The sequence below is a fragment of the Stenotrophomonas maltophilia group sp. RY12688 genome (genome assembly GCF_052149045.1).
GTDB classification, from domain to species: Bacteria; Pseudomonadota; Gammaproteobacteria; order Xanthomonadales; family Xanthomonadaceae; genus Stenotrophomonas; species Stenotrophomonas sepilia.
The window spans coordinates 499124-512881 of sequence record NZ_CP197389.1 but is presented as its reverse complement, the minus strand read 5'-3'; the positions used below and the strand labels follow the sequence as shown (position 1 = coordinate 512881).

Annotated in this window: 9 protein-coding genes; 4 read left to right on the top strand and 5 right to left on the bottom strand. The window is 67.5% G+C overall.

The genetic code is table 11. From position 1 onward, the window contains the following. Nucleotides 1-154: 154 nt before the first annotated feature. A complete protein-coding gene (locus ACS0OT_RS02345) occupies nt 155-2749 on the bottom strand; it encodes a M14 family zinc carboxypeptidase (RefSeq protein WP_262090899.1) in 2595 nt (864 codons plus the stop codon). Between the two features lie 74 nt (nt 2750-2823). After that, on the bottom strand, nt 2824-5463 hold the full coding sequence (locus ACS0OT_RS02340; RefSeq protein ID WP_262090898.1) for a TonB-dependent receptor plug domain-containing protein: 2640 nt from the start codon (nt 5461-5463) through the stop codon (nt 2824-2826). Nucleotides 5464-5655: 192 nt separating this feature from the next. Between ACS0OT_RS02340 and queD the strand changes: the two genes are divergently transcribed. Further along, on the top strand, nt 5656-6018 hold the full coding sequence (queD, locus tag ACS0OT_RS02335; protein WP_005407953.1) for a 6-carboxytetrahydropterin synthase QueD: 363 nt from the start codon (nt 5656-5658) through the stop codon (nt 6016-6018). 116 nt (nt 6019-6134) lie between these two features. After that, on the top strand, nt 6135-6482 hold the full coding sequence (locus ACS0OT_RS02330; RefSeq protein ID WP_053501159.1) for a phasin family protein: 348 nt from the start codon (nt 6135-6137) through the stop codon (nt 6480-6482). Nucleotides 6483-7270: 788 nt separating this feature from the next. On the opposite strand, the gene asnB is transcribed toward ACS0OT_RS02330, so the two are convergent. Continuing rightward, on the bottom strand, nt 7271-9172 hold the full coding sequence (gene asnB, locus ACS0OT_RS02325) for an asparagine synthase (glutamine-hydrolyzing) (protein ID WP_065179293.1): 1902 nt from the start codon (nt 9170-9172) through the stop codon (nt 7271-7273). A 350-nt stretch (nt 9173-9522) separates the two neighbouring features. On the opposite strand from asnB, the gene ACS0OT_RS02320 reads away from it, so the two are divergent. Both ACS0OT_RS02320 and ACS0OT_RS02315 read left to right on the top strand, forming a co-directional pair. After that, nucleotides 9523-10212, top strand: a complete 690-nt coding sequence (locus ACS0OT_RS02320) for a winged helix-turn-helix domain-containing protein (RefSeq protein ID WP_005415149.1) — start codon at nt 9523-9525, stop codon at nt 10210-10212. Further along, nucleotides 10209-11558 (top strand): ATP-binding protein, encoded by a 1350-nt coding sequence (locus tag ACS0OT_RS02315; RefSeq protein ID WP_053498029.1) that lies wholly within the window; start codon nt 10209-10211, stop codon nt 11556-11558. The genes ACS0OT_RS02320 and ACS0OT_RS02315 overlap by 4 nt, the downstream gene beginning before the upstream one ends. Here the strand turns inward: ACS0OT_RS02315 and ACS0OT_RS02310 are convergent. After that, entirely contained in the window at nt 11555-13024 is a 1470-nt protein-coding gene (locus ACS0OT_RS02310; protein WP_235649927.1) for a cache domain-containing sensor histidine kinase, read from the bottom strand. The two genes, ACS0OT_RS02315 and ACS0OT_RS02310, sit on opposite strands and share 4 nt — an antisense overlap. Continuing rightward, complete coding sequence (locus ACS0OT_RS02305; protein WP_065186281.1) at nt 13021-13740, bottom strand: response regulator transcription factor; 720 nt, start codon at nt 13738-13740, stop codon at nt 13021-13023. Before ACS0OT_RS02305 ends, ACS0OT_RS02310 begins: the two co-directional genes overlap by 4 nt. Nucleotides 13741-13758: the final 18 nt, after the last annotated feature.

The following is a 13758-nucleotide window of genomic DNA, read 5'->3' as shown; positions in this document are numbered from 1 at the left end:
CGCCCGCAGGAAACTGTCATGGGAGGCAGGGGGCCTCAGCCAGGACCGTTGGCGCCAAGGATGGCGCCATCGAGCCCCCATGGATGGGTTCACGGCGTGTCCTGGCTGAGGCCCCCTGCCTCCCAAGCACAACAACGACTCGGCGCCAAACGCCTCAACCCCGCGCCTTACTCGGATTCACCAGATTCCCGAAGAAGATCGCGTTGATCAGCAGCCGATCCGTCCCGTGCCAGTACTTGCGGTGCGCCGGGTCATCGGCAAACAGCACCACGTTGCCCTGCCCCTGCGCCGACACCAGCAGCCACGCGCTGCCCGCCACCCGCGCACGGTTGCGCTCGGAAAGATAGCCATTCACCCGCGGCGGCGTGTCGATGCGTACCACCGTCGAGAATGGGTTCGCACTCGGCTGCAGCGTCACCGTGTTCTCCTTGTTGATCGCCAGTTGCCGGCGCGGCACACCGAACGCCAGCGGATGACTGGTGTCCACATCGGCGCTGAGGATGTTGCCGCTGACCCGCTCGATCGCGGCGATGTCGCGCTGGTCGCCGAATGCACGGCGGCTCTCGTCGGCAGTCTCTTCGTCCTTGCCGAGCTTCTCGCCGTCGGCGAGCTTCTGTTCGATCGCCCACTTCGAGGCACTGCCATAGGTCACCAATGAACCACCGGCCTGCACCCAGCGCTTCAGTGCAGCCACCGCCGCGGCATCGACGCCGGTATAGGTGCCACCGGACAGCACGATCGTGGTGTAGCGGTCCAGCGGCACCTTGGCCAGCTGCTGTAGGTCCAGCTTGCTGGCCGGAAGGTGCAGTTGCTGGTCGAGCAGGAACCAGGCCGAGCCGATCTCGGTGGCGGCCGCGCCATCACCCATCACCAGCGCAACCGCGGGTTTGCGCAGCGCCTTGACGCCGTCACTGCCCAGATCGATGCCTTCGCGGCTGCGGCCACTGGACAGCGCGTGCACCTGCACACCTGCCTCGCGCGCGGCTGATGTCACTGTCTCAAGCAGCGCCGCGCCCTGCAGCGTTTGCCCGGCAACCGGAATCACCAGGCTGCCGGCGGCGAAGCTGACGTCGCCCTGCGCGGTCGCCGTGGTGAACGGCTGGAATGCCGCACGTGCGCTCACGCCCTTGCCCTGCAGCGCGGCCAGCGCGCGCCCGGCGTTGTAGTCGCGCCAGTCGATCGCGTACGCGAATCCGGCCTGGCCACCCAGCACCGTGCCCTGCTCAGCCGGCAGCGCAGTCACGCGTGCGCCACCCTCGATACGGCTACGGCTGCCGGCGAAAGCCACGCCGTAGGCCGGTGCGATCGCATAGCTGGTGCTGCCGTAAAACACATCCCCCTTGATCGGCGGTGTCTCGGCAAAGATCGAATGCACCAGGCGGAACTGCGCCTGCTGCACCGGCACCACGTAGGCGCTGCCGGCATCGAAGCGCTGCCCATCGACGGTGATTGCACGCTCCAGCGCGCGTACCTCGATGCGATGCAGTAGCAACAGTTCCAGCAGGCGGCGGGTCAGTGCCGGATCATGCACATCACCGAACACGAAGCTCTTCACCGGCTGCTGTGCGGCCTGCTTCAGCGCGCTCTGGAAGAACTGCTTCTGCAGGTCAAACAGGCCGCTGCGCTCAGTTACCGCGCCACGCACCGTGCCCAGCCCGGTGGCGACCTGGTTGCGGATGGTGAACGGGAAGGTCAGCAGGCCGTTCACCGATTCCTGCACGCGGCCACGCGAACTGGCCTGCTCGACGGTAACGCCGACGGCACCATGGAAGTCCGGGTAGGTGGAACCGTACACCGGCGAGAAGTTGTCGAAGTTCTCGCCGGTGTAGTACAGCGAACCCAAGGCATCCAGCGCCTGCGCGTGGTACTTGGCCAGGGTCTTGTTGAATTCATACGACGCCGCCGGAATCAGCGGGCTGTGCATGCTCTTCGGCGAGGGCTCGAAGTAGTAGGTGCTGTCCTTGCCCATTTCGTGGAAGTCGATCTGCACGTTCGGGTACCACTGGTGGAACACCTCCACCTTCGGCCGCGAGTCCTGCTGTGTGAGGGCAAGCCAGTCGCGGTTGAGATCGGTGAAGTAGTGGTTGGTGCGGCCCTGCGGGAACGGTTCGACGTGTTCCTTGTCGGCCGGGTCGGCCGAGGCCGGATCGGAGGCCCAGGCGTTGTGCCAGTTGGCCGCACGATCGCGGCCATCCGGGTTCTGTGCCGGATCGAACAGCACCACCGCGTGCTGCAGCCACTGCTGGGTTTCGGCACTGCGGTTGGCCACCAGGTAGTAAGCAGTCAGCATCGCCGCCTCGGCACTGGACGTCTCGTTGCCATGCACGCTGTAACCCAGCCACACCACCACCGGGCTGTCACCGGCCGCGCTGCGCGGTTGCGCCGGATCGGCCAGGGTCGCGTGCTGTTGGCGCAGCTGTTCCAGCCGCGCGTGATTGCCGGCGGCGGTGACGGTGGCGATCAGCAGCGGGCGGCCCTCGTAGCTTCGTCCGATCTCGCGCACGCTGATCTTGTCCGAGCGTCTGGCCAGCTCCTGGAAGTACGCCACCAGTTGGTCGTGCCGGGTGTAGCGGCTACCGATCGGGTAGCCGAGGAACTGCTCTGGCGTCGGCACCGCTGCATCGAAGGCTGCCGCATCCGTGACCTGCGGGAAGAAATAGGCACTCTGTGCCTGCGCCGGCTGCGGGCAGGACAGTACGGTGGCGGCGGCAAGCAGCAACGGAAGAACGGCACGGCGATGCAAGGACACGGTGACTCCCCTGGAACACAACGGCAGACGGTCGCGCGGCCGGTCCCTTCAGGTGGCCGGCCGCGGCGGATGGATCAGAAGCGGTAATCGAAGCCCAGCGTGAAGTAGCGGCCGCGCAGGTCGTACTGGCTGAAGTCGTATGGCGCGCGGATGCCCGGGAACGAGGCGTCGTACGGCGGCGTCTTGTCGGCCAGGTTCTGCACCTTGGCATACAGCGTCAGCTTGTCGATGCCGGTGTAGGCCAGGTACAGGTCGTACTGGCTGTAGCTGCCGACGCGCTGCTGCACGGCCTTGGCTGCGGTGCTGGCTTCCTGGCGGTAGCTGCTGGTGTAGTACCAGGTCACGGCTGCGTTGAAATCACCGTACTTCCAGTCCAGCGTGGTGGTGGCCTTGTCCTTGGGCAGGGTCGCGCCCAGGTTGCTGCCGGCGTAGTCGACCAGCGGGCCACCGACCACGGTCGGGCGACGGTAGTCGCGCACGTGGGTGTAAGCCGAGGACACGGTGAAGTCACCCAGCACCGCGGTCGGGATGCGCTGGCGCAGTTCGACGTCGATGCCCGAGGTCCTCAGCTCGCTCAGGTTCTGGTAGCGGTTGTAGACCGCCTGCAGCTTGCCGCGCTCATCGCGCTGCACCGCGCCAGCCACGTTGTCGTTGACCAGGGTCTGGGTGTTGTTGGTGCCGACCAGGTTGTCCAGCTGGATGCGGTAGTAGTCCACGCTCAGGTTGGTGTTGGCCCACGGCGACAGCACCACACCGAAGTTCACGCTCCTGGTGCGCTCGGGCTTCAGTTCGTTGTTGCCGACGGTGAAGAAGGTCGGGTTCTGCCGCGAACCCGGCACGTCCGGATCACGCGGATCGACCACGCTGCCATAGGCGATGCTGGTGCTGTTGGAGTTTTCCGACAGCGACGGTGCGCGGAAGCCCTTGGAAGCGGACGCACGCACCAGCAGGACATCCAGGGGCTGCCAGCGCAGGCCGATCTTCGGCGAGAACGCATCGCCGAAATCATCGTAGTGATCGGCACGCGCGGCGGCGGACAGCTCCAGCGTCGAGGCCAGCGGCACGTTCACTTCGGCGTAGGCGGCACTGACCTGGCGCTGGCCATGCACTTCGGCAATGGCCGGGCGCACCTGCAGGCCGGCATCGATCTGCCACGGGTTGTTGGAATCGAGCTTTTCGCGGCGCCACTCGGCACCAGCGGCGAAGCCGATCTCGCCGGCCCAGGTGCGGCCCAGGCTGCCGGAAATCTTGGCATCGATGCCCTGCAGCTTGGACTCGGCCGGACGCAGCGTGGCGATGTTGATCGAATCACGCACCGACTGCGGCGTGGCTGCCGGGTCAAGCAGGTTGTAGCTGCCCGTGGACAGTGCGTTGGCCAGCGCCCAGCGGTTGGCGAAGCCGCCGGACACGCTCTCGCGCTCGCTGCTGCGCGCACCGAATGCGGCCACTTCCCAATCCCAGTTGGCGGTGCTGCCACGCAGGCCGAACACGCCGCGATAGGCGGTGGAGCGGTTGGTCTTGATCGTGCCGCCGAGGTCGAAGAAGGTGTACTCGATCGGGATCGCACGCCCGTACGGGTTGTACGGATTGCTGGCCGGCAGCAGCGACGACACCGGCTCGGCCAGGCCGCTGTCCGCGTTCAGTGCGAAGCGGCCGCTCTCCAGGGTGAAGAAGGGGCTGCTGCCAAACCAGGCAGCGCTCTTGATCTGGCTGTACAGCACTTCGCCGAAGGCTTCGACATTGTCGTTCAGGCGGAAGGTGCCGTTGGCATAGGCCTGGTAACGCTTGGTCGAAGGGATCAGCGTGGTGAACGGTGCCTGGTTGAAGCCGCAGGTATCACCGGACAGGCCATCAATCGGCGCGCTGGCAACGCGGGTGGTGCCGGCCGGGCAGTTGCCGTTGGCATCGAGCATCGGCACCGACACGCCGTTGACCAGGTAGCGTGCGCCCTTGGCCGACCAGCCGTTCCAGCGGCCACCGGGCTTGTCGGTGTAGATGCCACTGCGGGTCAGGTTGCGCTCGTCCTGGTCCAGGCGCTCGCGGTTGTAACCCTGCAGGCTGAAGAGGATGTTGTAGCCATCGGTGTCCAGATCACCGAGGCCGCCGACGAACTTCAGGTTCTGCTCGTGCAGGCCGCCCTGGTCGGCACCGCCGAAGCTGCCGCCGATCTCGGCGCCTTCGAAGTTCTGCCGGGTGATGATGTTGACCACGCCGGCCACGGCGTCGGAGCCGTACACCGCCGAGGCGCCGTCCTTGAGCACTTCGATGCGCTCGACTGCGACCAGCGGCAGCGCGTTGAGATCAACGAACGTATCGGACAGGCCGCCGGCCGGGAAGCCGTAGTTGGCCAGACGGCGGCCGTTGAGCAGCACCAGCGTGTTCTTCTGCGACAGGCCGCGCAGGCCGATGCCGGCCGAGCCGGAGGCCCAGCCGTTGTTGGTGGTTTCGTTGGCGGCATTGCCGGTGTTGGCCGAGATCGAACGCAGCACGTCGGCCACGGTGGCCTTGCCGGTCTGTTCCAGCTGCTGGCGACCGATCACCTGCACCGGGTTGGAGGCCTCGGTATCGGTGCGCTTGATGTTGGAACCGGTGACACGCACGGCGGCCAGGGTGCTGGCTTCGCCACTGGCGTCGGCGGAGGTTTCGGCGGCGGCGGACAACGGCGCGGCCAGAGCGACGGCCAGGGCCGCCACGAGCAGGGTGTGCTTGGGCATGACGATGTGGGGGAGGTGGTAAGGACGACGAAGTTCCGCAGTAGTCCATGCCTGGCCGGCGCCCGGCCAATAACATCTCTTCATACGGATATAAGAGAAACTATCATCTCTTCATCCGGATGGAAAGAGTCACTTCACGAAAGCCCGGCGTCCGCTCAGGCTGCCGGGCCGCCTGCGGCGTACAATTGCGCCATGGAAATCTTCAAAGTCTTCATGCTCGAGGCGGCGCACCGCCTTCCCAACGTGCCGCCGGGGCACAAGTGCGCGCGCCTGCACGGCCACTCGTTCCGGGTGGAACTGAAGGTCGAGGGCGAGCCCGGCGCGCAGACTGGCTGGATCATGGACTTCGGCGACGTGAAGGCGGCTTTCCAGCCGATCTATGACCGCCTGGACCATCACTACCTCAACGACATCCCCGGCCTGGAGAACCCGACCAGCGAGAATCTGGCGGTGTGGATCTGGAACGAACTCAAGCCCAGCCTGCCGGCGCTGAGCGAGATCACCGTGCACGAAACCTGCACCTCCGGCTGCCGCTACCGCGGTCCGACGGCTTGATCAACCCATTGATCTGAAAGGTGTTTCAAAGGCGCCCTGGGCGCCTTTGTTATTTTTGTTGCATTGCCGCATCAAGAGCGTATGCTGCACTGCATCAAGCCACTCCCTGATGCCCCATGGCCGCCGCCTTCAGCGATCGCTTCAGTGATGCCACCCGCCAGCTCGCCGCCGCAGCCACGCGTGCGAACCGGCTGGCGTTGGAGAACGCGGAAAGCATGTTCGGCGTGCAGTTGAAGGTGATGGAGCGCAACCTGACCGCGACCGGCGGCTGGCTGGGTGAACTGGCCCGCAGCGACGACACGGCCGGGATGCTCAACAAGGGTGCACAGCTGTGGCAGGACAACCTGCAGCGGCTGGGCCAGGCCCAGCAGGATGTGGTCGGTCTCGGCCTGCAGGCCAGCAAGGCGTGGTCCGAACTGGTGCAGGGCTGCAACGAATCAACGGCGGACGCGAACAACCACTGACGCGACGCAACGCTCATTGCATGGGTCCCTCCCCCCATGCAATCCGGACCCGGCAGATCCCTCCCTCTGCCGGGTCTTTTTTTGCCTGGTGTTCGGATTCCGAAGTGCGTCTTCGTCCGATGTCTTTGCGAGCTGAGGGGCCCCGCCGTGACAGGCAGGGGCCTGGGCAAATGTCCCCCGGCGCCGGCCGTTGGCCGTCACCTCCTCCTTTACTTTGCCCAGACCCCTGCCCGCCCCGACGAGGCTCGGCGTGCGGTGGGTAGAGCGCAGTGCTCGCGGCAACCTTTCAATGACGCGCCGACGAACTCCGAACGCAGGGCGGAGGCCCTTGCGTACGAAGTAAAGGAGGAGGTGACGGCCAACGGCCGGCGCCGGAGGACATTCGTACGCGAGGGCCTCCGCCCTGCGCCACGCAGAATGAGCCCGCCACAAGCGTGTCTTCGTCTCGATTCCCCGCGAACTGATGGGCCCCGCCGGGGCAGGCAGGGGTCTGGGCAAATGTCCCCCGGCGTCGGCCGTTGGCCGTCACCTCCTCCTTTACTTTGCCCAGACCCCTGCCCGCCCCGACGAGGCTCGGCTTGCGGTGGGTAGAGCGCAGTGCTCGCGGCAACCTTTCAATGACGCGCCGACGAACTCCGAACGCAGGGCGGAGACCCTTGCGTACGAAGTAAAGGGGGAGGTGACGGCCAACGGCCGGCGCCGGAGGACATTCGTACGCAAGGGTCTCCGCCCTGCGCCACGCAGAACGAATCCGCCACACGCCACGCAGAACACACCGCGAAGGAACCTCAGCGCCCGCGACCACCGTGCCAGTGCTGGTGCCACGCCTGGAACATCAACACGTTCCACAGGTGCGTGTGCCACTTGCGCTCGCCGCGCAGGAACGCTTCCCAAATGCCGCGCACGCGTGCCGGATCGAAACAGCCCTGATTGCGAAGCAGCTGCGGGTCCAGCAGCGCCTCCGCCCAATCGCGCAACGGACCAGCCAGCCAGCGCGCCATCGGCGGGCCAAAGCCGCGCTTGGGACGGTACACCAGCGGCTCGGGCAGGTAGCGTGCCAACAGGTGCTTCAGGATCAGTTTGTGTTCGCCGTCGTGGTACTTCAGGTGCTGCGGCAGGCGCCAGGCCAGTCGCACCACCTCCATGTCCAGCAGTGGCGCACGGGTTTCAACGCCCGCCGCCATGCCCGCGCGGTCGACCTTGGCCAGGATGCCCTCGGCCAGATCCATGCGGAAATCCAGCAGCTGGATGCGCGCTTCGGCCGGCAGCGCCGAGTCCTGCTGCTGGAAGATCGTCACCGGTTCACGCGCGCCCAGCACCACCTGCGCCGGCTGCCGCCAGCGGGTCACCCGCTGCAGGTAGTGGCCTTCCACATCGTTGGCAGCAACTTCGGCCACCAAGGCACGCCATCCACCGAGACGACCACGCTCGGCGTTCATGCGGTTGCCGCTGCGCCGCGCCAGGTCGCGTACCCAGTCCGGCAAGCCACCGCACAGGCGCGCATTGCGCAGCGCGCGGCCATAGCTGGGGTGGCCGAAGAACAGTTCATCGCCACCGTCACCGGTCAGCGCCACCGGCTTGCGTGCCCCCAGCAGTTCACTGGCCAGCAGCGTCGGCAGCTGCGAGGCGTCGGCGAACGGTTCGCACCAGACCTGCGGCAGGCGCTGCAGCAGATCCAGGCCCTGGCGCGCGTCCATGCGGTGCAGGTGGTGCTGCACACCCAGATGGCGCGCGACCTGCGACGCCCAGTCGCTCTCGTCATGTCCCGGATCGTCGAAGCCGACCGTCCAGGCTTCGATCGGCAGGGTCGATTGGGCCTGCATCATCGCCGTCACCAGCGATGAGTCGGTGCCGCCGGACAGGAACGCGCCACAGGCCAATGGCGAGTGCATGCGTGAAGCGATGGCCTTCTGCAGTACCGCTTCGAGCTGGTCGGTGGCCTGTTCCAGGCTTGGCGCCGGCTGCAGCGGCTCCTGCAGTGCACGCTGCATCGCGTCGCGTGCGCACCAGTAACGCGCCCCCCCCTGCGCGGCCTGGCTGGAGTAACCGGCGGCGTGGTCGCTGAGATCGATGCGCAGCATCGCGCCCGCCACCAGCTTGTGGATGCCGCGGTAGATGGTGTGCGGCGCCGGCACATAGTCGTGACGCAGCAGAAGGCTCAGCGCATCCTGGTCGATGCTCGGTGCGAACCCGGCGAAGGCCTGCAGCGCCTTCAACTCCGAGGCGAACAGGAACTGGCCCTGGTACCAGCCGTAGTACAGCGGCCTCTCGCCCACCGGATCACGGGCCAGCCACAGCACGCGCGACTCGCGGTCCCAGACGCTGAAACCGAAGGCGCCCTCGATACGCGACAGCGCCCGCTGCACGCCCCATTCGACGATCGCCTGCAGCAGCAGCCGTGCATCGCTGCAGCTGCGTGGCAGATCGCGCAACTGCGCCTGCAGGTCAGCGCGGTTGTACAGGCGGCCGTCCAGGCACAGCACGTAGCGACCGCAGTCCGAGCTCAGCGGCTGCAACGGCGTATCGGTCGGCGCCCGGCAGTGGCCCAGCGCGAGGCCGGCCTCGGCGTCGGTCCAGTAGCCGATGCGGCCACGCCCACGCTGCTGCAGCGCCCGCAGCATCGGCGCCAGCTGCTGCAGCAACTGCTCGTCCTCGGCGGGCGGCAACCAGGCCCCGACCACGCCGCTCATCGGGAGCCTCCGCACTGGCGGCGGCGGGACGGGTTCAGCAGGCAGAGGGCGGCGGGCGACATGGGGGACGGCACGCGGAGCGGAGGAGACTCCATGCTCGGCGCCGGACCGCGCGGCGTCAGTCGCTTTGCTGTCAGCGATCGTCACCCGTCGTATCACGAAGGTAACGTTTTGTAACAGCATCAGGCTATGCTGAACGCCAAGTTGTTGCCGGGACTGAGACCCGGCCCCTGCGCCAGCAACCCCGGCTGAATGGCGCCCGCCCCCGGGACCCGGGCGGCCCGATGGCTGGGATAGCATCGCCGCGCTCGTGCCGTGGCGGTACGTTTGCGCCTACGGAGGCCTTGGAAATGCTGGATATCGTACTGGTCGAAGACGATGCCCGCCTGGGAACGATGGTCAGCGACTACCTGCAACGGCATGGCTACCAGGTGGCCCACGAGCGCAGCGGCGAGCGCGCAGTGGCCCGCATCCTGGCCGAGAAACCAGCCCTGGTGCTGCTCGATGTCGGCCTGCCCGACCAGGATGGTTTCGAAGTGTGTCGGCAGATCCGGCCCCTCTATGACGGCATCATCTGCGTGCTGACCGCCCGCACCGACAACATCGACCAGGTTCTGGGGCTGGAGCTGGGGGCCGACGACTACATCGGCAAACCGATCGAACCGCGGGTGCTGCTGGCGCGGCTGCGCGCCCACCTGCGCCGCCACCGCCGGGTCGAACCGCGTGACGGCAGCCTGCGCTTCGGCGAGCTGAGCATCGACCCGTCCACCCGCAACGTGCACCTGCAGGGCAGCCTGCTGGAGCTGACCACCGCCGAGTTCGACCTGCTGTTCCTGCTGGCCAGCAATGCCGGCCAGATCCTGGACCGCGACGCGCTGCTGCGCGGCCTGCGTGGCATCGCCTTCGACGGCCTGGACCGTTCGATCGATGCCCGCATCTCGCGCCTGCGCCGCAAGCTGGGCGACAACCCCGAGCAGCCGGAACGGATCAAGACCGTCCGTGGCCGCGGCTACCTGTTCAGCCGCTCGGCATGGGGATGAAGCGCACGCCCTCGGCGATGCGCGGCCACGCCTTCCACTTCCTGCGCTACGGCATCGGCTTCCTGGTTGCCCACCTGTTGCTGATCGTGCTGGGCCTGTGGGCCTGGGATGCCCTGCTGGAGGACCGCACCGAAGCCGGGCTGCAGGCCGAAATGCGTGGCACCCATGCCCTGCTGCAGCACCGCTTCGCCGAAACCCCGCGCGACCAGTGGCCGGTGCTGGCACGCGAACTCGACGCCGATTTCGCCTACGCGCTGCGCATGGTGCCGCTGGCTGAGGCAGTGAAGGCGTTGCCGGCCAGCCAACGTCCGCCGTTCAACAACGGCCGCGTGCAGATCGACCTGGAGCACATGCGCAGCCTGCAGCGCATCGGTGACAGCGACTACGCGGTGATGCTGGGGCCGCTGGATGAAGCGCTGCCGGACGAGGGCTGGCAGGACAGCGAAGTGTCGGGCGTGGCGATCCTGCTGCTGATCCTGATGGTGGCGGTGGCATTGCCGATGTACGTGATGGTCTATCGGTTGTGGCGCGACGTCTCGCAGCTGGCGCAGGCGGCCAGGCAGATGCGCGATGGCCAGTTGGACACGCGTGCGCCGCGTGCGGGCACCGCGCTGGTGCGGCCACTGGCCAATGCCTTCAACCACATGGCCGAGCAGCTGCAGCAGCTGCTGGAAAGCCAGCGTGTGCTGGCGCAGGCGGTGGCGCACGAAGTGCGCACGCCATTGGCGCGGATGCGTTTCGGCCTGGCCGACCTGGAGGACACCGCGCTTGATGATGGGCAGCGCGATGCACTGGGCGGATTGCGCACCGATGTGGATCGGCTGCAGCACCTGACCGATGCAGGCGTCGAGTACGCCGCACTGGGCCGCTGCCATCAGCTGACCCGCCAGCGCCTGCAGCTGGCGGCGCTGGTGCGCGGCGTGGTCGCCCAGTTCGCGCCGCTGCCGATGCCGGTGCAGCAGGCGCTGTCGCCGGTGGGTCTGGTCAACGTCAACCGGCATATGCTGGAGCTGGCACTGCGCAACCTGCTCGGCAATGCACTGCGCTACGCGCGCCGGCAGATCCGTATTGCCAGCAGCGTCAATGACGGCTGGCTATGCCTGCAGGTGGAGGACGACGGCCCCGGCATTGCACCCGAACTGCGCGGCCAGGTACTGCAGCCCTACGTCCGGCTGGACCCGGGCAGTCCCGGCTTCGGCCTCGGCCTGGCACTGGTGCAGGTGGTGGCCGACAAGCATGGCGGCCACGTCGAAGTAACCGATTCGTCGCTGGGCGGTGCCTGCATCCGCCTGCACCTGCCGCTGGAAAACGGCGGCGGCATCGTCGAATGCGAAGCGGCCTGCTAGGCCGCCGGTTCCGCACGCGGCAAGGCAAACACGAACAGCGCGCCACGCTCGCTGTCGCGCAGTTCGATGCGGCGGCCGTGCAGCTGCACGATGCGCTGCACGATCAACAGCCCCAATCCGCCGTTCTCGCCGCGCCGCGCGCCCAGCGCGGCCGGTGCCTGGAACAGCTGGGTGCGCAACGCCGGCGCCACCCCTGGGCCGTCATCAGCCACGCTGACCTCCACGCTGTCGGGAGTCGCGCAAAGGCGCACCTCGATCTGTCCACCGTCGGGTGCATGGCGCAGCGCGTTGTCGAGCAGGTTGGTCAACACCCGTTCGACCAGGCCCAGGTCGGCGCGCACCAGCGGCAGGCCGGGGGGGAACGCTGCGTGCAGCTGCTGGCCGCGCGCCTGTGCCGCCAGTTCGAACTTCTGCAGCACGTCCTGCAGCAGCTCCGGCAGCGCGAACACCTCCCACTCCAACCGCACTTCGCCATGCTCCAGCCGCGCCAGCTCGAACAGCGCGCGCGCCAGCCGGCCGACCTTGGCGCTCTGCGCCAGCGCGATACCGAGATAGCGGCGGCGCTCGTCCGCTGACAGCGTGGCGTCCTTCAATGCCAGCGTTTCCAGGTAGCCATGCAGCGACGACAGCGGCGTGCGCAGGTCGTGCGAGATATTGGCAACCAGTTCGCGGCGCTGCAGGTCCTGATGGCGCAGCTGCTGCCACTGCTCGCCCAGCCGCTGCGCCATCTGCGCGTGCGCGTGTTCGAGGATCACCAGCTCGTCGCGCTCACCGGGGCGCAGCGGCTCCGGCGGTGGCAACGGCGTGGGTGCGTCGATGTCGAAGGCCTGGATGCGTCGGGTCAGCCGCCGCAGCGGACGGGTCACCCAGTAGAACGCCACCAGCCCGGCCAGCAGGCCGAGGCCACCGACCAGCACCACCGACCACAGCGTGGTGTTCCACTGGCTGCCGGCCGCAAGATCGTCGGCCAGCATCTGCCGGTGCTCGCCGACCAGTACCACGTACACGTAGCCCGCCTGGCGACCCTGCACGACCAGCGGGGCGACGCTGAACACCTTGCGGCCATCACGGCTGCGCGGGTCATCGCCGAGGATCGGCAACGGCGCACCGGCCAGCAGGTGGCGCAGCGGCGCCACGTCCACCCGGTTTCGCACCAGGTGCCCACTGGGTGCATCGTGGCCGAGGATGCGGCCCTGGTCATCCAGCAGGTAGACCTCGACGCTGGGATTGACCGCCATCAACTGGCCGAACAGCGCCCGCACCGCCGCATCACGCATGCCGCTGGTATCCATCAGCTCGCTGCGCTGGGCGATGTGCTCGGCCAGGCCCAGCGACAACCGCTGTACCACCTCCTGCTCGTGGCGGGTATTGGCACGCATCTGCAGTGCAAGCAGCGCCATGCAGCACGTCAGCATCAGCGCAGCGGTCACCACTGCCAGCTTCTGCCACAGGTTCGGCTTGATCATGCCGCTGCTCCGGCCGGGTCGACCAGCTTGTAGCCACGGCCCCACACCGTCAGCAGCCGCCGCGGATTGGCCGGATCGGGCTCGATCTTGCTGCGCAGGCGGTTGATATGGGTGTTGACCGTATGCTCGTAGCCATCGTGCTGGTAGCCCCAGACCTGGTTGAGCAGTTCCATGCGCGCGAACACCTGGTCCGGGTGACGGGCGAAGAACAACAGCAGGTCGAACTCGCGCGGGGTCAGCTCCAATGGATTGCCATCCACCGAGGCGGTACGCGCGACCGGGTCCAACTGCAGTCCCCCCAGCTCGATCGCGCCGGCATCGATGCGTGCGCTCTGCGCCATCGCCTCGGCGCGGCGCAGCAGCGCGCGCACGCGTGCCACCAGTTCCGGCATCGAGAAGGGTTTTGCCAGGTAATCGTCCGCGCCCAGTTCCAGGCCGACGATGCGCTGGGTTTCGCTGCCGCGCGCACTGATGATGATGATCGGCACATACCGCGCCATCGCGCGTGCGCGCTGGCACACCTGCAGGCCGTCCACGCCGGGCAGCATCACGTCCAGCACCAGCGCATCCCACGGGCCGTCCTGCTCGAGCAGGCGCAGGCCGGCATCGCCGCTGGCAGCATGGGCGACGTCGTAGCCCTCATCGCCCAGGTGCATGCGCAGCAGGTCGGCGATGTGGGCATCGTCTTCAACGATCAGCACGCGTTTGGTCGACATCGTCAGCTCAAGGCCAGT

Coding starts and splice junctions, on each gene's coding strand:
- ACS0OT_RS02340 (WP_262090898.1), bottom strand. CDS start 5,463: ATGCCCAAGCACACCCTGCTCGTGGCGGCCCTGGCCGTCGCTCTGGCC.
- queD (WP_005407953.1), top strand. CDS start 5,656: ATGGAAATCTTCAAAGTCTTCATGCTCGAGGCGGCGCACCGCCTTCCC.
- ACS0OT_RS02330 (WP_053501159.1), top strand. CDS start 6,135: ATGGCCGCCGCCTTCAGCGATCGCTTCAGTGATGCCACCCGCCAGCTC.
- asnB (WP_065179293.1), bottom strand. CDS start 9,172: ATGAGCGGCGTGGTCGGGGCCTGGTTGCCGCCCGCCGAGGACGAGCAG.
- ACS0OT_RS02320 (WP_005415149.1), top strand. CDS start 9,523: ATGCTGGATATCGTACTGGTCGAAGACGATGCCCGCCTGGGAACGATG.
- ACS0OT_RS02315 (WP_053498029.1), top strand. CDS start 10,209: ATGAAGCGCACGCCCTCGGCGATGCGCGGCCACGCCTTCCACTTCCTG.
- ACS0OT_RS02310 (WP_235649927.1), bottom strand. CDS start 13,024: ATGATCAAGCCGAACCTGTGGCAGAAGCTGGCAGTGGTGACCGCTGCG.
- ACS0OT_RS02305 (WP_065186281.1), bottom strand. CDS start 13,740: ATGTCGACCAAACGCGTGCTGATCGTTGAAGACGATGCCCACATCGCC.